Origin of the sequence: Paenibacillus sinopodophylli (assembly GCF_005930355.1) — a bacterium.
GTDB lineage: Bacteria > Bacillota > Bacilli > Paenibacillales > Paenibacillaceae > Pristimantibacillus > Pristimantibacillus sinopodophylli.
Genome location: NZ_VDBO01000006.1, coordinates 105,949 through 131,336 on the forward strand (window position 1 = coordinate 105,949; position 25,388 = coordinate 131,336).

At 46.4% G+C, this 25,388-nt stretch carries 27 protein-coding genes; 19 read left to right on the forward strand and 8 right to left on the reverse strand.

Features of this window, described 5'->3' with window-relative positions; all coding sequences use genetic code 11:
• Positions 1–10 precede the first annotated feature (10 nt).
• From FGT79_RS20740 to FGT79_RS20785, 10 genes are all read left to right on the forward strand, one after another.
• Entirely contained in the window at positions 11–676 is a 666-nt protein-coding gene (locus FGT79_RS20740; protein ID WP_138754747.1) for a Crp/Fnr family transcriptional regulator, read from the forward strand.
• A 48-nt stretch (positions 677–724) separates the two neighbouring features.
• Entirely contained in the window at positions 725–1,642 is a 918-nt protein-coding gene (locus tag FGT79_RS20745; RefSeq protein ID WP_138754748.1) for an MBL fold metallo-hydrolase, read from the forward strand.
• 268 nt (positions 1,643–1,910) lie between these two features.
• The gene (locus FGT79_RS20750) at positions 1,911–2,753 is read left to right on the forward strand and encodes an ABC transporter ATP-binding protein (RefSeq protein WP_138754749.1); all 843 of its coding nucleotides are present in this window, start codon (positions 1,911–1,913) and stop codon (positions 2,751–2,753) included.
• Positions 2,683–3,453, forward strand: a complete 771-nt coding sequence (locus FGT79_RS20755; RefSeq protein ID WP_246096526.1) for an ABC transporter permease — start codon at positions 2,683–2,685, stop codon at positions 3,451–3,453. Before FGT79_RS20750 ends, FGT79_RS20755 begins: the two co-directional genes overlap by 71 nt.
• A gap of 93 nt (positions 3,454–3,546) precedes the next feature.
• Positions 3,547–4,638 (forward strand): ABC transporter substrate-binding protein, encoded by a 1,092-nt coding sequence (locus FGT79_RS20760; protein WP_246096527.1) that lies wholly within the window; start codon positions 3,547–3,549, stop codon positions 4,636–4,638.
• 248 nt (positions 4,639–4,886) lie between these two features.
• A complete protein-coding gene (locus FGT79_RS20765) occupies positions 4,887–6,488 on the forward strand; it encodes a copper amine oxidase N-terminal domain-containing protein (protein WP_138754750.1) in 1,602 nt (533 codons plus the stop codon).
• A 52-nt stretch (positions 6,489–6,540) separates the two neighbouring features.
• Positions 6,541–6,888 carry a thioredoxin family protein gene (locus tag FGT79_RS20770; RefSeq protein ID WP_138754751.1) on the forward strand — a complete coding sequence of 116 codons (348 nt, stop codon included), beginning with the start codon at positions 6,541–6,543 and terminating at the stop codon, positions 6,886–6,888.
• A gap of 160 nt (positions 6,889–7,048) precedes the next feature.
• On the forward strand, positions 7,049–7,969 hold the full coding sequence (locus FGT79_RS20775) for a COX15/CtaA family protein (RefSeq protein WP_138754752.1): 921 nt from the start codon (positions 7,049–7,051) through the stop codon (positions 7,967–7,969).
• 239 nt (positions 7,970–8,208) lie between these two features.
• Positions 8,209–8,922, forward strand: coding sequence for a Cthe_2314 family HEPN domain-containing protein (locus FGT79_RS20780; RefSeq protein WP_138754870.1), 714 nt, complete (start codon positions 8,209–8,211; stop codon positions 8,920–8,922).
• A 25-nt stretch (positions 8,923–8,947) separates the two neighbouring features.
• The gene (locus tag FGT79_RS20785; RefSeq protein WP_138754871.1) at positions 8,948–9,724 is read left to right on the forward strand and encodes an SDR family oxidoreductase; all 777 of its coding nucleotides are present in this window, start codon (positions 8,948–8,950) and stop codon (positions 9,722–9,724) included.
• Between the two features lie 112 nt (positions 9,725–9,836).
• Here the strand turns inward: FGT79_RS20785 and FGT79_RS20790 are convergent, their stop codons facing one another.
• Positions 9,837–10,082 carry a NifU family protein gene (locus tag FGT79_RS20790; RefSeq protein ID WP_054026871.1) on the reverse strand — a complete coding sequence of 82 codons (246 nt, stop codon included), beginning with the start codon at positions 10,080–10,082 and terminating at the stop codon, positions 9,837–9,839.
• Positions 10,083–10,180: 98 nt separating this feature from the next.
• Between FGT79_RS20790 and FGT79_RS20795 the strand changes: the two genes are divergently transcribed.
• Positions 10,181–10,441, forward strand: coding sequence for a YuzB family protein (locus FGT79_RS20795; protein WP_138754872.1), 261 nt, complete (start codon positions 10,181–10,183; stop codon positions 10,439–10,441).
• A 4-nt stretch (positions 10,442–10,445) separates the two neighbouring features.
• On the opposite strand, the gene FGT79_RS20800 is transcribed toward FGT79_RS20795, so the two are convergent.
• Positions 10,446–11,513 (reverse strand): NAD(P)/FAD-dependent oxidoreductase, encoded by a 1,068-nt coding sequence (locus tag FGT79_RS20800; RefSeq protein ID WP_138754753.1) that lies wholly within the window; start codon positions 11,511–11,513, stop codon positions 10,446–10,448.
• A gap of 62 nt (positions 11,514–11,575) precedes the next feature.
• Positions 11,576–12,679 (reverse strand): aminofutalosine synthase MqnE, encoded by a 1,104-nt coding sequence (mqnE, locus tag FGT79_RS20805; RefSeq protein WP_138754754.1) that lies wholly within the window; start codon positions 12,677–12,679, stop codon positions 11,576–11,578.
• 334 nt (positions 12,680–13,013) lie between these two features.
• On the opposite strand from mqnE, the gene FGT79_RS20810 reads away from it, so the two are divergent.
• The 7 genes from FGT79_RS20810 to FGT79_RS20840 all read left to right on the forward strand — a co-directional run bounded on the left by FGT79_RS20810 (position 13,014) and on the right by FGT79_RS20840 (position 18,852).
• Positions 13,014–13,727 (forward strand): hypothetical protein, encoded by a 714-nt coding sequence (locus FGT79_RS20810; RefSeq protein WP_138754755.1) that lies wholly within the window; start codon positions 13,014–13,016, stop codon positions 13,725–13,727.
• Between the two features lie 46 nt (positions 13,728–13,773).
• Entirely contained in the window at positions 13,774–15,060 is a 1,287-nt protein-coding gene (locus tag FGT79_RS20815) for a polysaccharide deacetylase family protein (RefSeq protein ID WP_171056350.1), read from the forward strand.
• Positions 15,061–15,205: 145 nt separating this feature from the next.
• Entirely contained in the window at positions 15,206–15,568 is a 363-nt protein-coding gene (locus FGT79_RS20820; protein WP_138754757.1) for a HesB/IscA family protein, read from the forward strand.
• Positions 15,569–15,705: 137 nt separating this feature from the next.
• Entirely contained in the window at positions 15,706–16,011 is a 306-nt protein-coding gene (locus FGT79_RS20825; protein ID WP_138754758.1) for a hypothetical protein, read from the forward strand.
• Between the two features lie 521 nt (positions 16,012–16,532).
• The gene (locus FGT79_RS20830; RefSeq protein WP_171056351.1) at positions 16,533–16,964 is read left to right on the forward strand and encodes a GAF domain-containing protein; all 432 of its coding nucleotides are present in this window, start codon (positions 16,533–16,535) and stop codon (positions 16,962–16,964) included.
• Positions 16,965–17,063: 99 nt separating this feature from the next.
• Positions 17,064–17,726: a response regulator transcription factor gene (locus tag FGT79_RS20835; RefSeq protein ID WP_138754760.1), complete on the forward strand. Its 663-nt coding sequence runs from the start codon at positions 17,064–17,066 to the stop codon at positions 17,724–17,726.
• Positions 17,713–18,852 (forward strand): PAS domain-containing sensor histidine kinase, encoded by a 1,140-nt coding sequence (locus FGT79_RS20840; protein ID WP_425465033.1) that lies wholly within the window; start codon positions 17,713–17,715, stop codon positions 18,850–18,852. Before FGT79_RS20835 ends, FGT79_RS20840 begins: the two co-directional genes overlap by 14 nt.
• A 141-nt stretch (positions 18,853–18,993) precedes the next feature.
• Here the strand turns inward: FGT79_RS20840 and FGT79_RS20845 are convergent, their stop codons facing one another.
• The 5 genes from FGT79_RS20845 to FGT79_RS20865 all read right to left on the reverse strand — a co-directional run bounded on the left by FGT79_RS20845 (position 18,994) and on the right by FGT79_RS20865 (position 24,304).
• Entirely contained in the window at positions 18,994–19,392 is a 399-nt protein-coding gene (locus FGT79_RS20845) for a collagen-like protein (protein ID WP_171056352.1), read from the reverse strand.
• Between the two features lie 218 nt (positions 19,393–19,610).
• Positions 19,611–20,282 (reverse strand): metallophosphoesterase, encoded by a 672-nt coding sequence (locus FGT79_RS20850; protein WP_171056353.1) that lies wholly within the window; start codon positions 20,280–20,282, stop codon positions 19,611–19,613.
• Between the two features lie 9 nt (positions 20,283–20,291).
• On the reverse strand, positions 20,292–21,509 hold the full coding sequence (locus FGT79_RS20855; RefSeq protein ID WP_246096528.1) for an ABC transporter ATP-binding protein: 1,218 nt from the start codon (positions 21,507–21,509) through the stop codon (positions 20,292–20,294).
• Positions 21,506–23,176, reverse strand: coding sequence for an ABC transporter permease (locus FGT79_RS20860; protein ID WP_246096529.1), 1,671 nt, complete (start codon positions 23,174–23,176; stop codon positions 21,506–21,508). Before FGT79_RS20860 ends, FGT79_RS20855 begins: the two co-directional genes overlap by 4 nt.
• A 15-nt stretch (positions 23,177–23,191) precedes the next feature.
• Complete coding sequence (locus FGT79_RS20865; RefSeq protein WP_138754763.1) at positions 23,192–24,304, reverse strand: extracellular solute-binding protein; 1,113 nt, start codon at positions 24,302–24,304, stop codon at positions 23,192–23,194.
• Between the two features lie 168 nt (positions 24,305–24,472).
• Here FGT79_RS20865 and FGT79_RS20870 point away from each other — a divergent pair, with 168 nt between their 5' ends.
• Complete coding sequence (locus FGT79_RS20870; protein ID WP_138754764.1) at positions 24,473–25,375, forward strand: LysR family transcriptional regulator; 903 nt, start codon at positions 24,473–24,475, stop codon at positions 25,373–25,375.
• The last annotated feature ends 13 nt before the right edge of the window (positions 25,376–25,388 follow it).

Below are 25,388 nucleotides of genomic sequence, written 5' to 3' on the forward strand. Positions count from 1 at the left end.
GACGGGAGAAGTGGATGAAACCAATGGACAGAATAGCTTCCCGGAATCGAATCATCATTATGAGACGATCTTCAGAGCATTCGAGAAATATGGAACGAAGAGAGCGTTTAAAAAACATGAGTTTATATTTCAAGAGAATGATCCTTCCATCGCTGCCTATTATGTAGATACAGGGCTAATCAAAGTTTCGCAATCCTCTCAAGAAGGACAAGGGATCACATTATTTCTACGCTATACCGGTGAGGTATTCGGCAACGCGGAGCTCTTGGCTGGTCTTTCGCGCAAACGTTATGCGAAATGCTTGACAGACAGCATGATTATTGCAGTGGAATCTCGGCAATTCCTTGCTTTGGCTAAGCAGGACCCCGCGTTTTCTTACTCGTTAGCGACGATAACAGCAAGAAGACTGCTGGAGACACAAAACATGGTGGAGACGCTAATCAGCCGTCCTGTCGCTTGGCGGCTTGGCTGGTTTCTCATTCAAATGGGGAAAAGAAAAGAGAACGTCGCTCGCGTACAGCTGCAGCTCAGCCATGAGGAAATTTCGTATGTCATCGGATGCAGCAGGCAAACGGTAACGGAGCTGTTGAACAAGTGGCGCGACAAGGGGCTGATTACATACGAGAAGAAAAATATCATTATTATGGAACCAAGCCGTTTTTTACATCACATATAGAGTTGATTCGCACGGCTGCTACTCATTAGAGTTTTGGAGGTTATCGTTATGTTGATTCAAAAACAAGAAAAGGTTTTACCTGATTATCATGAGCATCTAAAGGTTATTCTGCTTGGAACAGGGACACCGCGGGCATTCAGTGGAAGAGCCAAGTCTGGCGTCGCGGTGCTGGCAGGCAGCAAGGTTTTTTTGGTCGATTGCGGGGGCGGAACGGTTGATCAGTTAATTAAGGCAGGTGTGATGCCGCAGCGCATCGAGGATGTGCTGTTCACACATCACCACAGCGATCATAATTCAGGGTTCTTCGACGTGTTTATATCAAGCTGGCGAACGCATGTCATCCCAGATCGCGTGTTCGAGGGACGCTCAGTGCCTATGAACGTATATGGGCCGACTACGACGAAAGATATTATTGGGAAAATGAGAGAGTCCTTTGATTTCGACGCGAACCTGCGGGTCAATTATAATTTGTCGGCGGATCAAGGAGCCAATATTAACTATTTCGAATGCAATGAAGGCATCGTGTATGATGCTGACGGCATCAAAATTACAGCTTTCGAGGTTGATCATCGACCTGTTTATCCGGCACTTGCTTACAAAATCGAATATAACGGCAAATCCGTTGTCATTTCGGGAGATACCATTCCTGTTGCCAATATGATTAAATACAGCCGTGGCGCTGATTTGCTTATTCATGAATCTTATAACAAGGCGTGGCTGGATGCATTGATTGAGCAGTTTCCTGAACAGGCGCAGTCTTTATCCAATCCGGCAAAGTATCATACGACGACGCTGCAGGCGGCCGAGATCGCGCGTCAAGCAGAAGTTCCTCATCTAGTCTTAACACATCATATTCCGGCACCGGCTGAGACTGAGGAAGCCGAGGCGGAATATACGCAAGGGATGCGCGACATCTATGCGAACCGGATTACGATGGGAAGGGACTTAATGGTGTTTGAGCTTTAATTCTGAATATCGCGCGCTGGCAATTCGATTGTATTACAACTCATCGAAATAAAGAGCTGCCATGCTGCAGCTCTTTATTCCTATTGTGGAGGTTTTTAAGCAGAATGATAGCACTTAAATTAGCACTTTTATCAATTATTCGGTACATTTATGTTGACAATTCATATCATTCCCATAAGAATGGACTATATATTATTTGAATTAAATTCGTTTTAGGATAAAGTCGTTTGGAAGCGTGGAGCTTGAATGTTAAATAGGGGGATGCTTTATGATTGTTATTGACAAGGTCAGTAAGGATTTCAATCAACGGGACGGCAGCAGCTTTCGCGCCTTGGAGAACATAAGCCTAACGATTCAAGAGGGAGAATTTGTTTCGCTTCTAGGTCCTTCTGGTTGCGGGAAATCGACGGTGCTGAATTTAGTTGCAGGATTTGATCGAAACTCTGAGGGTTCGATAAAGGTAAATAGCGAGGAAATTAAAGCTCCTGGACCAGATCGAGTGGTCGTTTTTCAGGAGCATGGATTGTTCCCATGGCTGACAGTGATGGAGAACGTGGCGTTCGGCTTAAAACAAAAGGGGATTGGGAAAAAAGAGCGGATGGCGCTTGCATTGGAGCAAATTAGAGCGGTGCATTTGAGCAAGTTCGCAGATCGATACCCCCACGAGCTGTCGGGCGGTATGAAGCAGCGTGCTGCGATTGCTCGTGCTCTAGTGATGGATCCGCAAATATTGCTGATGGATGAGCCCTTTGCCGCATTAGATGAGCAGACAAGGCTAGTGCTGCATCAGGAGCTTGAGGAGATTTGGCTGCGCACGGGAAAAACGATTCTATTCATTACCCATAATATAAGGGAAGCGGTCATGCTGTCTGATCGCGTGCTAGTCATGTCTACTCGCCCTGGGAAAATTAAAAAGGAGTTTGTCGTTCAGGCTGCAAGGCCGCGCGACAGTGCGGATCCGCTGCTTCACCATGTGGAGAAATCGATTATGGAATGCCTGGCTGATGAGCTGGAGAAAGTAGTGAAGGAGGAAATGGGAGATGACACCTACAGTCTTAAGAAGAACGCTGTTTCTGATAGCCATTTTGGTGGCATGGGAAGCGGCATATAGAATCATCGGCTGGGAGGATTGGAAGTTTCCTTCCTTGTTCCAGACTGTAGAATCTTTCTATAACGGCTTTGCACACGGACAATTGCTTGAAGCTATCTTAAATTCTCTTAGAAGACTGTTAATTGCATTTGCCATCTCGATTTCAATCGGACTGCTGCTTGGCTTCATGTTCGCACGCTCCAAAGTCATTGACGATACGCTTGGCTTTGTTGTGATTGCCCTGCAAACCGTGCCTAGCATCGCGTGGCTGCCCTTTGCTATCATTTGGTTCGGCTTTAATGATAAATCTGTTATTTTCATAACAGCACTTGGCGCAACGTGGACGATGGCCATTGCAACGAGAACGGGAATCAAAAATATATCGCCGATCTATATTAGAGCCGCGCAGACGCTCGGGACTGGCACTGGCTGGCGGATGTTTACGCAAATCTTAATACCAGGCGCCTTTCCGCATCTGATGACCGGCATTCGCGTGGCATGGGCGTTTGCTTGGCGCGCCCTTGTTGCAGGTGAGCTGATTGCGAATGGAGCGGGACTTGGTCAGCTGTTGAATGACGGCAGGGGGCTTGGTGATACAGCCTTAATGCTTAATGTGGTCATCATCATAGCGGTGCTCGGAACCTTGTCTGATCACTTCTGTTTTAAGAAGATGGAGGATAAGCTATTGATTCGCTATGGATTGGAAACTCAATCAAAATAAAATAAATATTGACAAAATTAACAATTCCGATAGTATTAGTTGGAGAAAGAAAAAGAGATTTATTATGTATTTGAAGAAGGGTAGGAAAACGAAGTGAAAAAACAGTTCGGGATTATTCTAACACTTGTATTTGTATTATTATTGAGTGCGTGCGGGGGCAACAACAAGGCAGCCGAGAGTCCTTCGCCAGCAGCTAACAACACGGGTGAAGCAACAGAAGCGCCTACGGATGCACCCGTCAAACAAGAGCCAGTAACCGTTAAGCTTGGCATATTCAAGAACGTAACCCATGCTGCAGGATATATCGCTTTGGAGAAGGAGTTTTTCCAGAAGCAGCTTGGCGAGCACGTAACGATTGAGGTACAGGCCTTCGATAACGGTTCTGATTTCTCAACAGCTATTGCAACAGGTCAAATTGATCTTGGGTATGTAGGGCCAGGACCTTCAACGAACCAATTCCTAAAAAGCAGTAATTTCCGTGTTATCTCCGGCGCCGACAATGGTGGAGCCGTTCTTGTAGCCGGCAAGGATTCTGGCGTGAATACGGTTAAAGATTTGGTAGGCAAGACCATTGCTATACCAACCAAAGGCAGCACGAACGAAATTTCACTGCGCCTGCTGCTTGAACAAGAAGGCGTGAAAATCACTACGGATAAATCAGGAGCACAAATCGTTGCTCGTGCTCCGGCTGACACATTAGTTGCGCTTCGTCAGAACGAAGTACATGCAACACTTATTCCAGAGCCATGGGGTACACAAATCGAGCAAGAGGGAATCGGCAAGGTAATTGTGCCTTGGGATCAAATTCCTCCGAACAATGGTGATTACCCGCTCGTTATTCTCGTAGCAAGCGACAAGTTTCTGAGCGAGCATAGGGACTTAGCCAAAGCAGCTGTCAAAGCTAACCTAGAAGCGATTGATTTCATTACAGCTAATCCGGATGAATCCTATGAGCTAATTAATAAGCGTTTGAGCGAGCTGAGCGGTAAAGGTCTTGATATTGAGCTGATTAAAGCAGCATTGTCGCATATGCGGTTGACTTCAGATGTTAGCGCAGAGGCAATTGAAGAAATGGCGAAGGTATCCATTGGAGCTGGCTACATTAAGGATATTACGGTAGATACGCTTGATCTTAGCACATTTCTAGATTTGTCCCTGCTTCAAGAAGTGAAAGACGGCAAATAAGCGAATATCTCCTATAATCGTAGAGTAATAAGGGTTGTTCCTTGCTGTGGTTGATGCCGCACGAGGGAACACCCTTTTTTTTCATTCATACCTAGCAAAAAATTAATATTGAACAGCCTATCATTCTAGCATTTTCGACAAAACTAGACCTTTCCATACATTTACATTAGATAGACTCTCCTGTACAATAGATAGAGTTTTCCAGTAAAAATGGACTACAATTAATTTATTATAAAGGAGACGAATAAATGAAGAAATTTTTTGCAAAACCTAGCAAGCTTATCATACTATTATTGTCGTTCACACTCGTTTTTGTAGCTGGTTGCCAAGCTATTGCTAATGTGGATTTCAATACGGTACTAAAAAATTCATTAAAAGTCACTTCCAGCGAGAGCAAGCAATCGGCTGAGTTTAAGCTTCTTCTTGATGATGCGGCTTATGAAGGTGCCACTGCAGAAGACATTGCAATCATGAAGCTTGTATCCAATATTAAGCTGCAGCTTAACAATGTGAAGATGCAGGATAACTCAAATGCTTCGTTCGACGGAAGCTTAATCTTGGGAGATACGGCTAGTGTTAAGTTTTCTCTCAAAATGTCCGATACCCTTGCGGTTATGGAAATTGAAGGCGCGAAGCAACCATTTACTCTTGATCTGACAACAGATGGCTTGCTCGGTTTGACGGGTTTGCCTGTACAAGTCGCTTCTGAGGAAGTTCCTGGACTAGATGAAGAAACGGCAACTGCGCTTGGCCATCAACTGCTTGATACGGTTGGTTCGTATGTAATAAATAACTTGCCGAATCCAGAGCGAATTGAAGTAAAGCCCGTTAACGAGAGTATTAACGGCGTCGCAACTTCTCTCATGAAGGTGCATGTTGATTTTGACGGAACTGAAATATGGGCATGGGTCAAAAAATATGTTGACGCACTAATTGCTGACCGCGCAGGTTTAGACAAAATGGTAGCAGGCGTAATGGAAGTATTGACTAGCGACCCGCAGATTTGGGATGCAGCGGGAGATGTTAATCCGTTCGATACAGGTGGACTCGATACAACTGACCCGTCTGAGCTTATTAAGGAAGCAAGCGACGGTATTGCTGAGCTGCTTACCGAGCTGCAGGGTGAGCTCAAGCTGATTGAGGAAGAGGATCAAGAGTCACTCAACGAAATTTTGAACAAGGATCTTACGATTAAGGCTGACATGTTTGTAGACAGCAAGCTTGATATTCGCAAACAAGCCTATGAAATTTCCTATGTACCAAGCTCAGAGCCTGAATTTGGCATGATGCCAATCAAGGGACTTTCGTTAAAATTCGAGAGCGAGTCATGGAATGTGAACGGCGATGTGAAGTCGGAAGTACCTGTTGCCTCGAAGGCTGATCTGTCTGTTGACAAGCTGATGGATCTACAAGGCTATCAAATATTGAAAAAGTTTGACGATAAATCGATTGTTTATGACTTATTGAAAAACAAGTTGCACCTGAACAAACAGGAGATCACATGGTATAATTATCAATATTACAATCCGGTTATTGTGACGGCAAGCAACATTACGCTTCTCCCGCTGCGCTCAACTGTGGAGCAGCTTGGCGGCGTTCTTACCTATGACAGCAAAACCAAAAGCCTCAAGGTATTTGATGAAGCTACAAATACGACGATTGTACTGAAAAACGGCAGCGATTCTGCTGTTGTTAACGGTAAGACCGTCAAATGGGCATTCCCAGTTACGGTTGTTGACGGTGTCACTTATGTACCAGCCCGTAATTTGGCCAATGCCCTGAAAGCAAAGATTGGATGGACGGATCTTGGTGATGAGATGAAAGTATTCTCGTTGAATCGGGAAGTCTAAACGCTAACAATAGGAATGAACAAAGCTACTAATGAATGGTTAGGGGTGCAGCATGAAGAAATTAACGACAGACGCGGCTTTCAGAGAAGCGGTAGCAAGCGAAGGGCTTACGATTGCCGTATTCAAAACGACCTGGTGTTCAGATTGTCATTTTATTGATCCTTTCATGCCAGACTTGGAGCGTCAATACGAAGGAAAAGTGAGCTTCATTGAGCTGGATCGAGATGATCTTCCTGAACTATGCTCAGAGCTTAACATTCTAGGTATCCCAAGCTTTATCGCCTTCCGCGGAAGTCAAGAGTTAGTCCGATTCGTAAGCAAGCTGCGCAAGACACGCGAGGAAATTGAAGAGTTTGTTGATCGTGCCATTCAAGTAAGCGATGTGCTCGCACAAAAGTAATCGCAAGTCCGCGTTTCGGGATTCAGAGTTCCCCGAAACGCGGGCTTTCCTTTTTTAATTGTGATTCTACGCGTAAGTGTCACATTTTCAACATGGCTTTTGCATTTTTTTATGGCTATAATTGAACTGTTATTAATACAAGAAATAAGGTGATTTTATTATGGTAACCGGGCGTTTTCGCGCGTTGGCTATAGCTGCGTGCATCGGAATGCTACTTGTACTGCTCGGCGGTGCGCTTGTCACGAATACGGATTCAGGGCGAGGCTGCGGTGATGATTGGCCTTTGTGTCATGGAAAGTTTGTTCCCGCTTATACAATTGAGTCCCTAATCGAATATTCGCATCGGCTAATTACAGGCTTTGAAGGACTACTAGTGCTTGCTACTGTCATCGCCATCATACTTAAATTCAGAAAAGACAGGGCTGGCTACAGAGAACCGTTGTTTTATGCCGGCGGAGCCCTATTATTTACGATTATTCAAGCTCTGATGGGTGCAGCAGCCGTTATGTGGCCTCAATCCCCACCTATTATGGCGATTCACTTTGGTATCTCATTAATTGCATTTGCAGCTACGCTGCTGCTTGTGATCTGGACATTTCGTGTCAAAGAGGGACCTGCCAAAGTGTTTACAGTGCCGCGCTCGATATTTCCTCGTGTGCTAGCTACAGCTATTTACAGCTACGTTGTTATTTATTTGGGTGCCTTCATAAGGCACACTGATTCAGGCGGCGGATGCCTTGGCTGGCCGCTCTGCAACGGTGAAATCGTACCAGAGATTAATGGAGCTACAGGTGCTGTATTCATCCATCGCGTGGCTGCTTTAATTCTTGCAATCAGTTTAGCCGGTTTATATCTTCATATTCGCAGGGTCAGTGAAGGCGGGGCAGGTTTAACCAAGCATGCTGGATGGACACTCGGGCTTGTCATCACCCAAATATTCAGCGGTGCGCTATTGACGGTCACGATTACGAATTCGGATTGGTTTTTGTTCACGAACATGCTGCATAATTTGATCGTTACCGGTTTGTTCGGATTGCTGATGGATATATTGGTCCGGTCATGGCGCTTTCGTGAAAGATGACACTAATGAATGAGGATGAACGTGCTTGTGAATGAGCAGCTGCTATTCACGATATTAGAGAGAGAATACTAAATATGGGACATGCTTAAGGTAGGTATCATTTACTAATGCGTGGAATTCCGCCAGCAAGCCTGCAAACGCGAATCTTTCCGTTGCAGGTTTGCCTGCTATATAGGGCATCAAAGCTTGATGGTTAGGATAGATAGAAGGTGATTTTATATGGAAGGGACTGTTTATTGATGCTGCGTTTCATGTTTGATGAACCAATGAGGGAAGCAGATGGCACACTGGCGGAAACGTTTCGCCGTATAGATCAGTTCGTGGCTATCCTTTCGTCCAAAATTATAGCTGGTACTGCAGATGCCCAGCAGTTAAGGAAATATGAGATTTGGACGCTAGGGTTGCGTTCATCCTTGGATGAGCTGGAGCAAAGCCACTATGCCGCACTGCAGTTCCAGCATAAAGTAAAAGCTTCATCCTTGAAGAAAATGACAGATGAGGAAAGAATCTATTATAATCGTTATATCTATTTCGATAAAAATGCATTTATCCGTGTATTCTCTTTGCTAGATAAGCTTGGTACGCTGCTTAATGAGCTGCTTGGTATGAGAACGGAGCGAATAAAGGCACATTTCTCTTATTTCACCGTTCTGCGCAACATGCGGGAGAAGAAAGCTCATCCTGAACTAACGTGGAAGTTGAATGATGTTAAAGAGAAGTACAAGGAGTCGATGACAAGGCTGCGCAAGCGCAGGAATACCGAAATCCATTATATGAACTCGGAAATGCAGGATGATTTGATTCAAAGCAATCGAATGTACGGTGAAGAAATCAAATTGGAGAACGTGGCTGAGCAGTCCGCAGATTTGACGCAGGGCTTATATCTAGCAATGGAATCGTTGCTGCTAACGTTCCAATATGCTTGCGGCATGATGCGGAAGAGCAGCACATAATCCCTAAGGGGGGAAACTCGTGGGACTGGTAGGCAAAACAGCATTAGTTACAGGGAGCGCGAAAGGCCTAGGGAAGCGAACGGCGATCCAACTGGCTGAAAAAGGCTGCAATGTTGTCATTAATTACTACGAGAGCGAACTCGAAGCACAGCAGGTGAAGTCACAGATCGAGCAGCTTGGCGTTAAGGCCATTATCGTTCAAGCGGATGTCGCTACAATTGAGGGAACGGAGAAGCTTGCTACAGCTGCTGAGAGCTGGGCAGGCGGCATTGATATTCTCGTCAATAATGCAGGTCCTTTCGTTCGCAAACGTCGTCTCTTCAGCGAATATGACGAGGCAACGATTGTGAGGCTGCTGCATGGAAACCTGCTAGGGGTCATGCTGCTGGATCATCGGTTGCTGCCAGGTATGCGTGAGCGTAAATGGGGAAGGGTTGTTCACTTTGGCTTCGGTCATGCTGGAGAGGCGAGAGCATGGCCTCACCGTGCGGTTTATGCTGCTGCCAAAACTGGGCTGGTATCGTTCACGAAATCATTGGCGGTGGAGGAAGCTCCGAATGGTATAACCGTTAATCTGATTGGGCCTGGTGATATTCGCGGCGTGAACAAAGAAAGATCGATTGCAGAAGTGGAAGAGGAATACGATAATGAATCACCTGTTGGCCGACCTGGTGCAGGAGAGGATGTTGCACGAGTTGTACTATTCCTCTGCGACAAGCAATCTAATTTCTTGACAGGAAATGTGATAGATGTAACCGGAGGTTTTGATCCAATCGTTGCCAATATTAAGGGTATGCTCTAAAAGTGTGCAAAAAAAGAGTCTTGTCGGCTAGGAAAGGAGTAGGACTCCGTTCCACCGATAAGACTCTTCAGCATTTGCCATGTAAAGGCGATAAAGATGCGTTCTTATATTTTTAGAATACTTGAACGACTTCGATTACACCTTCAACTTCTTCAAGAAGGGCGCGCTCGATACCTGCTTTAAGCGTGATCGTCGAGCTCGGGCAACTGCCGCATGCTCCCATTAGGCGAAGCTTGATGATGCCGCCTTCGACATCAACCAACTCAACGTCGCCGCCGTCGCGCTGCAAAAACGGACGAAGCTTATCGAGTACGTCGAGCACTTCGTCATACATCGTATCTTGTACTTGTTCACTCATTGCAATCATCTCCTTTCTCCCCTATTATAGTACAAAGTGAAGCAATTGAAAATGGATAGTAACTAAGTAAAGTTAGGTGAAGCCTGGTGTTTAAACCAATGATCGAGTTTTGTGCCAGTAATATGCATCATGGCACCGACCGCATAATGAATATATTTGAAGAAAATGATGACTATGAGGTTACCGAATACGGCTGTCTAGGCAACTGCGGCGAATGTTATGCAAACCCATTCGCGTTAGTGGACGGAGCCATCATATCTGCGGAAACGACAGATGAGCTTCATCAGAATATATTGAAAGCAATAGACCAGCAGCTTGCTGATAAAGAAGCGCTGGACAAGCTGCTGGATGACATGTAGCCATCTAGCCTAGATGGCGCTTAGAGCGCCAGAGCACGCCGCTCTTAACGAGACGCGGCACGCGGCCCATGATAGGCGTTCCGCCCATTAAGCCGAAGCCGCTCTTTTTGCCAAGCGACCCAAGAACGCCTTTAAGTTTAAGTTTTCCAAGCCGCGGCGTTTTGTCGTGCCAGATAGCCTGAAGCACCTCGGCAATCTGCTTGCCCTGTGCGCCGGCTGCTTGACCGCTCGGAGAGAGCGGGAGCGCTGCACAATCGCCGACAATATATACATCATTATAATCCGGCAACTGATGGAATTCATTAATAATAAGTCTGCCTTGATTATCCTTTGGCAAATTTATCCGCTGCACGAGCGGTACCGGCTGGATGCCTGCCGTCCATACGGTCACATCCGTATAGATCGGACTTGTTGAATGGCCATCATGCAGAATGCCGCCTTCAACTCGTGTAAGGCCAACATTGCCGCGCATCTCTACGTTATGTTCTTCGAACCATTCCGCGACAAATGATTGCAGCCTGCTAGGAAATGCAGAGAGCACTTTAGGTCCGCGATCGAGTATACGAATATTAAGGTCAGGACGGCTTTCACGAAGCTCAGCAGCGACCTCAACCCCACTCAGACCCCCGCCGACAATTGAAACTTGTCCATAAGGCTTCACATCATTCAGTTGCGCATAGGTTTGTCTAGCGGCAGAGAACGTTTGAATGCTAGTAGAATACAATTCAGCGCCTTCGATTCCATGGAACTTATCTGTACAGCCTAAACCAATAACAAGCCATTCATAAACCAACGATTCCTGCCCCTCGATATGGACCAATTTTGCCTCCATATCGACATCGGTAACTTCGCCGTATGCCAGTGAAATTCTAGGATCAACAGGAAATTTTACGCGGAGCTCAAGATCCGATACGGTTCCAGCTGCAAGCGCATAATACTCTGTTTTTAGTCCTTGGAATGGCATCCGGTCAATTAATACAATGGATACGTCTAGGGGAAGCTGCTTCTCGAGCAGCTCGTTAGCAATAGCCAGACCTCCGTAGCCGCCACCCAAAATAATAAGTTTTCTCATATGATTTCCAACTCCACGCCTCGTGATGATAATCTATTTTGTGCTACCGTGTTGCCGATTACTCATTCATAAACTTTAATTTCATTGTAGAACGTATCGCGTTCCACAGGAATACGTCCAGCACCTTTGATTAACCAGATTAGATCCTCGCGCGTAATGCCCTCTGGTGTCAATGCTCCAGCTGCATGGCTGATTTTTTCCTTCACGATTGTACCGTGAGCATCTGATGCGCCCATTGTTAGAGCAACTTGGGTCAGCTGTACGCCAATGTTGATGAAATAAGCTTTAATATGCTGGAAGTTATCCAGCATCAAACGACTGATCGCAATCGTTTTTAAATCCTCGAACGCTGAGTTCCGGCGGCGAATACCAGCTCGCGGATTGATCGGCTGCATCGATAGCGGAATGAATACGAGGAAGCCGTTCGTCTCATCCTGAAGCTCGCGGATATGCATAAGATGGCGAATGCGGTCTTCTTTGGTCTCAATAGAGCCGTAAAGCATAGTCGTATGCGTGCGCAAGCCAAGCCCATGTGCTGTGCGATGCACATCCAAATATTGTGTGACGTCAGCTTTGTCGACGCGCATTTTTTTGCGGTAATGATCGGATAGAATTTCAGCGCCGCCGCCTGTAAGTGATTGAAGGCCGGCTTTCATTAGCTCCTGAAGTACTTCGCGGTAGGAAAGGCCGCTAATACGAGAAAAAAAGTCGATTTCTGCTGCTGTGTATGCTTTGAGTGTGACCTCTGGAAAACGTTCTTTCAATGCTTTCAAGGAATCGACGTAATATTGAAACGGAACATTGGTATTGTGACCGCCGACAATATGAAATTCACGCACGCCTGGGTGGAAATGCTTCTCGACATATTCAATCATTTGAGGGCCGCTTAGCGTATACGCCCCCTCGTCGCCTTCATCTTTGCGGAAGTTGCAGAATGCGCAGTGCGCTTCACAGACGTTCGTAAAGTAAAGGCTCATATTTTCAATAAAATAAACCTTTTTACCGTTTTTGCGAATCGCAACTTCATTGGCCAGTTGCCCGATTGTAAGCAAGTCATCGGATTCATATAAATAAACGCCATCCTCTAACGATAGACGCTGTCCATGACGTACCTTTTCGATAATTTGCTGCATTTTTGTATCCTGTGTCGGTATAACGACGTTCATGGTCTCGCCACCTCATTTTCTATAAGTTTGTGAAAAAAAGTACTTTCTTTTTCCGATTAAAGAAGCTGTAACTATTATAAACCTCATACGTAGCAGGGGCAATATCCATGATGTACAAATTTAAAGGGAATGCAGCTAATCATTTGAAATTTAATCAAAACTTAATTATTTATAGATAAATGGTACTATCCCTAATACTTTTGTTCGAAAATAGGACTTTTGATTTAGCGTTAAATATAGATACAAAGTCTCGATTATGCAATTAGCAATTATTCTATAATAGGTTTAACAGAGTTCGACAAAATTTGACATGTATATGGAAGAGGTGTTGGAAATGGTTGCTCCTTTTTTCAAAAAGAAAGACTTGGCAGATAAACACCGAGGACTAAGCTCAGCTTCAACTTTGGATGTAAAGGATTTAGACATGGATCAGCAGACTGGAGATTCAGAAGAGTTTACCTCCATTATGAGCTCGGCAAGCAAAGCCAATATGGATAAGAAATCACTTGATTTGGTGTTTGCGGTAGAGCAAATCATTCAATCCAGGCAGCATTCCGAGCTGAACATCAATGAACTTCAAGATCGACTAAATCATTCCAATAGTCATGTAGAGCGGCTAAACCGAGATGCGAGAAATTTGAATAAAGTAATCGAAGAGCGTGAAAAAAACATTCTCGAGCTAGAAAATAAACTGGTTGATAAAAATTTGAAGGTTGATCAAGTTATGGAAGATTTCAGGGAACTGCAGGCCGCGATGTCCAGCGAAACAGATGAACTCAAAAATGTGATAGATTTGGAACGCCAGAAATATAGTGGTTTACTCCAAAAGCATAATGAGGCTAATGCTGATAAAAATATTAAAATTAATGAGCTGGAAGAAAAAATCGGCAGGCTGGAAGTGGAAAACACCCACCTGAAGCAAAAATACGAAACGATGCGTGAAGAAAAAGCATATTTAGCGAACATGATCAGTGATTTCACCAGCCGAATGTCTTTGCCATTAGGTCAGAATCAATCAAAGCGGAATGAAGGCGCGGAAGAGCATTGAGCTTGCTTCTTCACCTGCGGCCGCTAAAGGAGATCTGAAGACAACTATGGAAAGCAATCCAGTCCAAATGATCGAGCTACTGTCGCTTCAACAGATTGCAGGCGACTATCAGATGGCGGTAAGCATATTTCGAGAATCTGGCCGTACTGATTGCGTCGTTGAAATAGATGAATATACATATAATGAAATGCTTGCTGTTTATCCACTTACGCTTGGTCAAGGCAGGATTAGAATGTCTTTATATACAAAGTGGGATCCGTATAGAAAGATCCATTACAGTCACATATCCTGTAAAGAAGGGGAGCTGCGCTCCTCCTTATATTTTGCTTGTACTACAAAATATATGGGTGCGTTGCAGCGTTTGAAGGAGGATAGCTGTGACGAAGCAACGGATGATGTAGATCTAGTACCAGCAATGAAAAGTTCACTACATAAGCTTCAAAATATGAGCAAGCTACATATAGGACAGCAAAGAGGACTAAGCGCTGTTCGATGGGTCGCATTCAGTTTGTTCATTATTATTGCGGTGATCAGCACAAGTGACAAGCTGTTCAATGAGGAAGATGATCCGCTTAGGCTGAGTGTCAACGCAGCAAGCTCGCTTTATGAGATGACTGAACAGTCAGAATATGATGATAAGTCTCAGGCTCACTCAGTTGTTTATTTGACGAATGAAGAGGAATATTCACATTCGAATTCCCTCGCTACAGTGCAGGCAGAGGTGAAAGAAGAAGAGCAGCATTATGAATGGTTTGATCTTTCAGGGGATGAAGCAGTTTATACTCTGCCTAAGGGGTATGTTGCATTAACTTTCGATGATGGTCCATCGGCTTATACGGAAGTGATCGTTGATATTCTCAAGGAGCATAAAGTAGCCGCAACCTTTTTGTTTATAGGGAAGAATACGCGAAAATATCCGGATGCAGTAGCTTATGCGAGTCAGCAGAAGATGGCGGTAGGCAATCACTCTTGGGATCACAGCAATCTGGAACAGCTTGATCGTGAGTCGAAATTAGAAAATATATCTTTTGCTACAACAGCAATAGAAAAGCTTACGAAACAAACGAATACGCTATTTCGCCCTCCTTATGGTCTGTTATCAAATACTTTGGTTGAAGATTTGCAGAAACAAAAAATGAAGATACTTATGTGGAACCGAGATCCTGAGGATTGGAAAGCAGAAAGCTCTGATGCAATCATCCGATATTTTCAAGAAGTAGATCCCTCGGGCGGTATCTATGTGCTGCATGAGAAACAGAAAACCGTCAAAGCATTGCCCGGCATTATTAAATACCTTAAAGATTTGAATTTAAAATTCGTTATATTTGAATAACATCCTCATACTGGATCTATTCACAATAAAAATGAGTAGTGGCCTGGAACTTGCCGATTGATACCGTATTAACATTCCGTTATACTGTAAATAAGTAAGTGAGTTGCAATAGACATAATTGAGATGGATAACGGAGGGATGTAGCATGATCACGATCAGCGACACAGCATCTGATAAAATAAAAGAAATGCTAGCAGAAGAAGGCGGGCCTGAGATGTTCCTGCGTATTGGCGTGAAGGAAGGCGGCTGCAGCGGCTTCTCCTATGGAATGGGCTTTGACGATGAGGAGCATGACGGCGACAAAGCACTCGACATGGAAGGTCTCAAAGTTGTTGTAGATGAGGATAGCATCAAATATTTGAACGGACTGGTTATTGATTTCAAGGAATCAGCGATGGGTGGGGGTTTCACCATCGAGAATCCGAATGCCAGCGCAACATGCGGCTGCGGATCTTCGTTCCGCACAGCAAGCGATGCAGGTAAGCCGGCTGCTGCTGGCGAGTGTTAATTGGCCTTTATGAACGCCATCTTCCGGAAAGCACAGCCACAGTGCGTGCTTCCCGGAAGATTTTTTTGTTCGTTTCTTAAACTATAGGAAAGCATAACTTTCGTCTATTAATCGATCATCTTGGGGGATAACAGCGCATGAAATTCATTCATGATTATAGACATTTTATTGAGGTTGGCTGCACTGCATGCGGCAGGAAGCATACAGTCTCCAAAGGCAAATATAATGTAACGATGCAAGGCTATTCCTTCCATACTCCATTAGCCTGTACCTGCGGAAGCACAGCGAGCACGGCAAGCAAAGAGAATCGGACGTGGACAAGCAAGGCGGAGCAACACGACATACCGAAGCGGAACAAGGCGACAACAGTCAAAATGATGCTTGTCATCGGCTTCGTCATCGTTTTTTTTGCTGTTGAGATGAATTATATGTTCCATTCGTAATGTTTGAAAAAAAATGGACGGCTCATGTATAAGCTTAATGAAAATGGTGCAAGATAGTGTTGACGGTGTGAAGAGAGGTGTGGTTCCGTTGGACCTTTTGGTGCTAGGGCTGCAGGAGGAACTTATTTAATCACTAAGCTTTTTTGAAAGCGAGGGGATTGTGTCGCAGAGACAATCTGAACACACACGCCATAAGCAATCCCTTAAAACAGGATTGTGAAAAAGCGGTGCCCAAGTATTCTTAATTACGTGAAGTGTTAGATGCAAAGAGACTCATACGATCAAACACCGTCGAAGAAGGAGCCTGTCAAAGGGCTCCTTTTTTCACGTTTCGATACGTATATGAGTATATTCAACCTTTCACTGTATAATACGCCGAAACGACGGCTCCAGCCGTTTACGCCTGCATGTCAAGGTTCGCCTATCATAATTCAGGGAATTCCCTGACATACAAAGTAGAGATACCGTTTTATAATGAAACTAAAGGAATGCTCTATATTGTTTTTGAAGGAGGCGTGCCGATGGACACGGTTCAAAAAAATATTGCTGCCTGCATCGAGCGGCTTCAGCATGAGACAAACAGTGATTTCGCCATACTAGGCATGATTGATTCGAGTGGCCGCAAGCTGCGCTGGTCAAGTTCTGTTGGCCGGACCAGCGAGAGGACGATGCTTGTAGAGCAGAAGACAACAGCTGGATTATCCGGCAAAGCCATACGTTCAGGCAGGCAAGCGACCGCAAATACGGCGATGTCGGAAGGGGAGCGCTTCAAGCTGGGAGAACCCATATTGTTAATTGAACAGCTTAGAATTGCTGTGAGTGTACCCATTGCGATATCTAACAGGGTTGGGGGCGTGCTGCTTCTAGGGCGGCGTTCGGATTGCAGCTATCATGCATTTGAGCTTGAACAAGCAGCGTTTGCTGTGAAAGAACTGGCGTCCTTGCTGGAATAAGGGCGCTTTTTTTGTTTATTAGGGACGATGGATACAGTAATATACAGTATAATAGTAAAAGTGACATGACATGGAAGCCAAGTGGAGGGGATTACATAGATGATAAAGCTGTTGATTTGTGATGATCATGCGATGGTCAGATCAGGCCTGGCCATGCTGCTGCACGGGAAGCACGGCATTGAAGTAGTCGGAGAAGCATCGGAGGGCGACGAAGCGATTGAGCTGGCAAAGCAGGTTCTTCCGGATGTTGTATTAATGGATCTTAGTATGCCGCATGGCAAGGATGGCATGACGGCAACAACGGAACTAAAGCAGCTTCTGCCAGAAACGGCTGTACTTATTTTGACGATGCATGATGATGATGAATATTTATTCCGGGCAATTCATATTGGAGCTTCTGGCTATATTCTGAAAAATGCGCCGCATGATGAGCTGCTCTCTGCGATTCAGTCCGTTGCTCAAGGGAATGCCTACCTGTACCCAACGGCTACAAAACGGCTGATGAGCGAATATTTAGTGAAGCTGAACCAAGGCGTAGCAGACAAAGGGCCTTATGATACGCTCTCTGAACGCGAGAAGGAAGTACTTGGATGGATTGCGAAAGGTTATTCGAATAAAGAAATAGCGGAGAGCTTAATTATAAGCGTTAAGACAGTCGAAACGCACAAAAGCCATTTGATGGAAAAGCTTGGTCTGAAAACGAGACCGGAGCTGATTAAGTTCGCGCTGAAGAAGGGGCTGCTGCATTTTGACGAAGCATAATGGCAAGCACTATCAGCAAATTATCGGCTCTGATGTCGATTATTTGCTGTCTGTATTGGAGAACGAGATTGATGACAAGTCGATGCTTGCACAGGTTAACCAATCGCTCAAACAGCTTGCAGACGTAAAGTTTGCTCTAGATGAATCGTCAATCGTAGCAATTACCGACCACAAAGGAAAGATTGAATATGTGAATGATAAGTTTTGTGAAATATCCAAATATAGTCGCGATGAGCTGCTGGGCAAGGATCACCGTATCATTAATTCAGGTTATCATGGACGTGAATTTTTTAGGGAGCTATGGCAATTAATAAGCGCAGGCGAGGTTTGGCGTGGAGAAATTAAAAACCGTGCGAAGGATGGCAGTATTTATTGGGTTAACACAACCATCGTCCCGTTCCTTGATAGCGAGGGGAAGCCCTATCAATATTTAGCGATACGAAGTGAGGAGACGCAAAGAAAGCAGGCCGAACAAGAACTGAAGGAAATGATGGTAAAGGTCATCGAGATCCAAGAGGATGAGCGTAAACGTATTTCGCGAGAGCTGCATGATGGGATTGGGCAAGGTTTGTTTTCTTTGCTCATTCGGCTTGACCGTTTGATCAGTGATCATGACGATCTTCCTGAGCTGACGGCGCTGCGAACGGATATTTCTGGGATGATGGAGGACATTCGCGGTCTTGCTTGGGAGCTTCGTCCTTCCGTGCTAGATGACCTGGGGGTAGTTCCCGCAATAAGAACGTATACGGATAACTACTCACAGCATTTTGGGATTCGTATCCTGCTTCATTGCAACCTGAAGAGCCGGATTGGAATCATGAAGGAAACAGCTATATACCGCGTAATACAAGAGGCGCTGACGAACATTGCCAAGTATGCGGATGCTGCAGAAGCGGAGGTCGCGATCGAGGAGCGTCCCGATGAGGTCGAGATTCGGATCGTAGACAGAGGGCAAGGCTTTAAGATCGAACAGTCAAGACAAGGTGTTGGATTGTTTAGTATGGAGGAGCGTGCCCGAAGCATCGGCGGAAAATTAGACATTGCTTCTGAGCCAGGTAAAGGGACAAGCGTGAGGCTTATCGTGCCGAAAGGGGAGCAGCAGCATTCTGTTCTTGATGCTAGATAAAGGAGGTATCATGAGCATGTTGTGATTGTCTTTATGGGCATACAAGCTTCGCGAAGCGAGCGCTTAATGAATTGAATTGCAAAGAGGCTTCTTTCTCAAATTCGGAGAAGGAAGCCTTTTTGCATAGTTGAATTATGCTTATCAGCAGGTAAAAGTCGTAATCTGTCTCAAATCGATTCCCATATACATCCAGGATCTGCCGAACCAGCGAAATCCTGCAACTGAATTCCGACCTACGAATACAGGGAAAAACCAAAAGCCTTGGCCATTCCTGAGCCATACATACGTATTCCGGAATAAGCACCCCGAAATCGCGCCTGGGTCAACGGCGAACAGTGAGGCGGTAGGCTGCTGCGGCGTAAAGCTAGGTGGTGGAGCAGTTGGCATCTGACCTTGCGGTCCTTGGGGTCCAGGACCTCCAGGACCTCCAGGACCTCCAGGACCTCCAGGACCTTGTGGTCCCATCGGACCGAGGGGACCGAGCAGTTGGCCGAATGGTCCAAGCGGTCCCGGAGGGCCGGGAGGAGGCAAAAACGACATGTATAATCACTCCTTAGTTGGGCTATTGCATAGTATGCAGCGATGACCCACAAGGTTTGGGCGGCTTGATATTCGTGAATAGGCTGCTGACTGAGTAAGTATAGGAGTATAAGTTTGCTAATGAGTCAGGAGTTAATTCTCCTCATACCAAGCATATGCACAACAGCGAACAGGGATAACGTTTGCTCCATTGGAGCGTGGTTATCCCTGTTATTTGCTTAAATATGTGGAGGCAGGCTTGTTATACGCATATGTCCGCCTCGGCTCGTAGATGCGGTTGAGCAGGAGTAGCTTAGCTTGCTAGTGAGATCTAGAAGCGTTAGGCGGTAGCCGTGCTTGGCTCCCGTATCGATAGCTATACGGCGATCTCCATGCCACAGTTCTCCTGGCTGAACTTTCAGCTTGAACGTAGGTGTATGCCCAAAAATAATAACATACGGCTGGCACTCATCTTGAAGCGTTAGTTTCTCATAGATAAACCCGTCCCGAATCTCGGTCAGATCCTTATGGCTTTGCTTCGCAAGCGGGATACCAGGCCGAATACCGGCATGTACGAACAAATACGTACGATCCAGATGATAAAAGGGCAAGGATTGAAGCCACTGTTGATGGGGCAGGCTCAGCCGCTTATCTCTCCGTTCTGCTGCTAGAAGCTTGAGCTCTTGGTTACCTAGAAGCGCCTTCGCACCTTCAGAGGCAAGCTGCTTGATTATGCTCAATGAACGCCAAGTGGCTGGTTCATCGGCATCAATATAATCGCCGAGTAGAATCAGTTGATCCTTGAGCGGGTTATAGGATGCCTTCTGCAGCAACAGCAGAAGCTCTTCGTGATAGCCGTGAATATCCGCAATAGCGAGGAGTCTCGATTCTGAGATGATGGGCAATGGCAATTGGATCGACTACCTTTCTTCTTCATTCGGATAGATAAAAGCAGATTGATGCGATAGCCTAACACTCACCTGTTCCCCTGATTCTAGTGGGGTTTCATGCACGAGATATAGCTTCTGTCCGCAGTCCGTTTGTGCAACGGTACGCCATCGATTGCCTTCGAATGTGCAGTGGCTCACCTTGAGGGTAAGTGTATTACGCGCTTGCTCCGCTGCATCAGGCGGGCTGTTATCGTTCGATTGAGCAGTTGTGCTGCTGCGTGACAGTATCAAAGCATCCTCTGGGCGGAACATAACTACGCTGTTATCATCGTCTCCCAAGCGGGGCATTGCCGCTGCCTGCAAGCCGTAAATAAGCGAAGAACCTATACGTACGGCACAGCCATACTGGTCATTTACAATAGCTCCCCTAAGTCCGTTAATGGCACCTAGCAAGGATGCAGCCCAGCGGCTTGCTGGCCGCGAGAAGCACTCTTGGGGTGTTCCGATTTGATCGATTTGTCCATCTCGAAGGATGAGCAGCCGATCAGCCATTGCGAAGGCTTCCTCAGGATCATGTGTAACATGGAAGACGCTCATCCCAAGACTTCGGAACAGATAGGCCATCTCCGTACGCATTTCTACGCGAAGACGCATGTCGAGGTTGGAGAGCGGCTCGTCAAGCAGCATGAGACGCGGCCTCGTTGCAATGGCTCTGGCGATGGAGACACGCTGCTGCTGACCGCCCGATAGCTGAGGCGGAAGCCTGCGCTCCAGTCCTTCGAGGCGGAGCATTGCGAGCAGCTCTTGAACGCGCTGCATGATGTCTGCCTTGGCCATTTTGCTTCTATTCAAGCCGTAAGCAATATTGTCATACACATTCATATGGGGCCAAAGCGCATAATCTTGGAAAACCATATTGACGCCGCGCTTCTCCGGCTGCATCATAACCGAGGTTGAGGCGATCACCTCACCTGATAGGAGCAGTTGACCGCTGTCAGGCTTCGATAAGCCTGCAACCAATTGGAGAAGAGTAGATTTGCCGCAGCCAGAGGGACCAAGTACGCTAATAATTTCTCCCTCCCGCATGTCGAAGGAAATGCCCTTGAGGGCTTGAAATGAGCCGTAACTCTTCGTTAATTGATTGGCGCTAAGCAGTGTAGCAGGAGCCGATGCTTGAATGGTCTGCATTGACAGATAAGCGGGTGAGCCCTGTTGCTTCTGAGCAGCTTGAAGTGCTGTTGATGTCATATCTTTGCCTCCTTGCGGCGGAGCAGAAGCTCAATCGCCAATATGATGGTAATGACGACTGCTGAACCAAGTACAGTAGCAGCCGAGGCATAACCGAAATCCAAATCCTCGAACGCTTTATTGATCGTAACCGGCAGCGTAAGGAAGTTCGGCGGGAACAGTATAGAGTTGACCGCTAGATCGAATACGCTGGAGCCAAATGCGGCGAGGCCAGCGGATAGCAAAGCGCCGCGGACTAGCGGAACGAGAATAAAACGGATCCGGCTTGTGAACGAGTCGCCTTGCAGTTGCGCGGCAGTCAGCAGGCTGTTCGGTACTTTAGCCATGGCACCGACCATCAATCTTGTAATGACGGGAATCGCGCCGGCAACAGCTGCAAGCACAAGAATCCATGGCGTACCGTATAAGAGCAGACCAATCGAGTCCAGCCACTTTTGGTTCCATACGAATATATAGCCGATACCGAGTACGACGCCAGGTACTGCCAGCGTCACAATTGAGAAAACCTCAATCGTACGTTTGAATCTGAATTGCGAATAGGTGAGTACATATGCGACACATACACCGAGCAGTAAGCCGAGCAGTGCGGCGCTTCCGGCAATCATTAAGGAATGAGACAAGCCCCTCAGCAGCACGCTGGAGCTGTGGAACAAATCCGTATAATGATCAAGCGTGAGATTGCTTAGTACAAAGCCTGCTGATTGCGTTTTGAAGACAGACATCAGTAGATTCGCACCAAGAGGTATGCCGATAACGACCGCTAAGAACATAAGGTTCAGAGTGGTTAGCAGCAGGCGGTATTTGCCTGCTTGTTTAGGAGCCGACCGTTCAGCGCGTGCGGATAAGAAATCGAATCGTGAGCGCCGCATCGCATAAAACTGAACGAACATAGCCAGCCCGATTAGCAATACAAGATAGAAAGAGAGAACGCCTGCCATGTCGAAACGAATAGGCGACGTGTAGATGGCCGAGTAAATGGAATAAGGCAGCGTCGGGAAACGATAAACAGCGGCAATCGATGCCGGCAGTCCGAAATCGCCGATCGTATCCATGAATACAAGCGCGGCTCCAGCCCAAACGGCAGGCATAATGAGCGGTGCTTGAATCGTTCTCCATACGGTGAAGGCGGACGCTCCCGACAGCCGTGCGGCATGGGAGAGCTGATCTACCTTCCACTCAAGCGCTGCGTGTACGCTGAGGTATGCAAATGGAAATTTGCTAAGCGTCATAATAAAGATGAGTCCGGCAGGCTGGAAAACAAAGCCTGTTACCCAGTTCCAGCCAAGTGTATTTACCGCAATGCCTCCGCCTGCTGCAAACAGCACCCAGCCTTGCGCGAGTATAAACGAAGGTGTAATAAGGAGCAGCCAGACTGCGCCATCGAGAAGTTTCGCAGTTGGAAACGACCAATTGGTGCGCACAGTAGCAAGTACTCCGCCTAATAAAGTTGCAAGTAAGGTGGTGCCAAGTCCGAGTAAGACTGAATTCTCAAGTGACTTCTGCCATAGCGGACGGTGGAAAATTTCAAGCAGCAGCGATAGGTTCCCAAGTTGCCAATTGCCGAAGAAAACCCCAGGCAGCAGCACCTGAATGATGACTGCTGCCAAGGGATATAAGACAAGGATGAAGAGGAGGATACTGACGAACCAACCTAGTCGATCCTTCATGAAAGTTTGCATCGCTTATTTCACAGACTGGTCAGCAAACCATTGCTTGATGGCTGCTTCGTTCTCGGATGCCCATGAAGCGTCGGCTGCAACGAGCTTCGCGTCGGCTGCGCGGTCTTCTTTCGCATTTACACCATCAACAGATGGCTGGAAATAGCTTTCGTCACCATTATCGATAAGCGCTTGCTGCGTTTTGGGATCAAGTAAAAATTCAATAAAAGCTTTGGCTGCAGTCGGGTTTCCGGTATCCTTCTGAATTGCGGCAACTCGTACGGAAGCGGGAGCCCCCTCGGCAGGCCAAACGATTTCAATTGGCTCATTAGCATTTTTCATGCTATAGGCATTGCTCTCTTGCAAGGCTGCTATTGAAATCTCACCAGCGGCAAGTGCTTTGACGACATTCGGATTTTTCGGGTAGACGCGCATGCCATTATTCATAAGCGATCCGAAGAATGCTTGGGCGCCATCCATCGTTTTTTCTTTGAAGAACCAAGACACGAATGGATAAGCTGGTGCAGCAATTGCGGGGTCAGCCATTCCGATCATATCCTTGTATTTCGCATTAGAGAAATCCTCCCACGTTTTTGGAGCATCCTCATCCTTCACTTTATCTTTGTTGTATACAATCACGCCAGCAGCGTGAGCACCCGTTGGCACATACCATGGCTTCTCCGGCAAGAAACCTTTCGCAAAGTCGGTCAAATTCGCTACATTATTAGGCGTCCAGTTATCCAGTAGCTGTCCTTTTACGCCAAGCCCGTAAACGGAAGGCATAGCATCAATCCAGAGGACATCCCAGTGTGGATTGCCTTTCTCAGCCTCTACGCGAGACATAATCTCTGCGCCATTCCCAACGACAACCTCCATTTTGTATCCAGTGGCTTCCTCGAATAAGGGAGCGATGATTGCATCGAAATCGTTCAGGTAAACAGTTAGTGTTCCTTTATCCGCAGCTGTTGCTGGCTCTGTTGCTTGTGTCTCAGGTGAAGCGGATGCGGTTCCTTGATTATTCGCAGCATTCGCTGCGGTATTGTTTTCCATGCTTCCTGCATTGCCGCAGGCAGCTGTCAGTGCTACCAATCCGGTCAGCAGCATTGTACCAAGCCATCGTTTATTGTTCGTTTTCATTGTTTTATTTCCCTCCACTGTCTGTTTTGCTTTCTACCTAACTCTAACAAGCGATTGTCAGATGATTGTTAACGTCATGTCTAGAAAATATTAAATATAATCAATACATATTGATCTATATATAGATTTGATCTATATTATTTGAAAAATAGCAGAGAAGGTGCAGAAATGAATGTACAGCAGCTGCATGTGTTTTTGGAGGTATGCGGCGGGAAAACATTAGCTGATGCGGCAGACAAGCTAGGCTTGAAGCAGCCTACGGTCAGCTTTCATCTAAGAAAGCTGGAGGAAGAGCTGGGGGTAGAGCTATTTCGCAAGCAATCCCGCAGCCTTCAGCCGACTGAGGCTGCAGCAGATTTATTGCCGTACGCACGGCGGATCGTATTTCTTGTGGAGGAAGCAAGGCTGACCATGCAGGAGCGAAGAGAGCAGGGAGAGGGCCGATTGCGGCTGGGGGCTAGCTATACACCTGCCACTTACGTTCTGCCTCCGCACTTGGCTGCTTATCGCCAGTTATATCCAGGTGTGAATCAGCAGCTTACGGTGAAGCAAGCAGGTGCAGTGCTGTCGATGCTGCGTAGCTGCGAAATCGACATTGGTATCGTATCGCTCAGTGATGAGCCGCAGGAAGGGCTTATTATCCAGCCGCTCGTCGCTGATGAATTGAAGCTGCTGCTCGCTCCCGTACATCCTTTGGCTACGCAGCAGCAGGTCAATTTGGATGAATTAAGGGAGGAAACGTTTCTGCTTCACGAGACGGGATCAACTTCCCGGACCTTGTCTAACGAGTGGGCAAACGCAGTTGGTTTGAAATGGCAGAGTGTAATGGAACTCGGTGCTATTGAGACGATAAAGGAAACATTGAAATGCAATATGGGCATCGGCATTTTGCCTCATCGCAGCGTTAAGCGCGAGATTGAAGCGGGTGAGCTGGTTATGCGGGATTTGCCTCAATACGTGAATCGAAGGCATATTTGCCTTGCCTACCGCGAAGAGGAGCAGCTGTCGCCGCATGTACGCACATTTATCGCATTTATGAGGCGTACTTTTCTAGAGAATGGTAAGCTATAGCTAACAAAGGCGA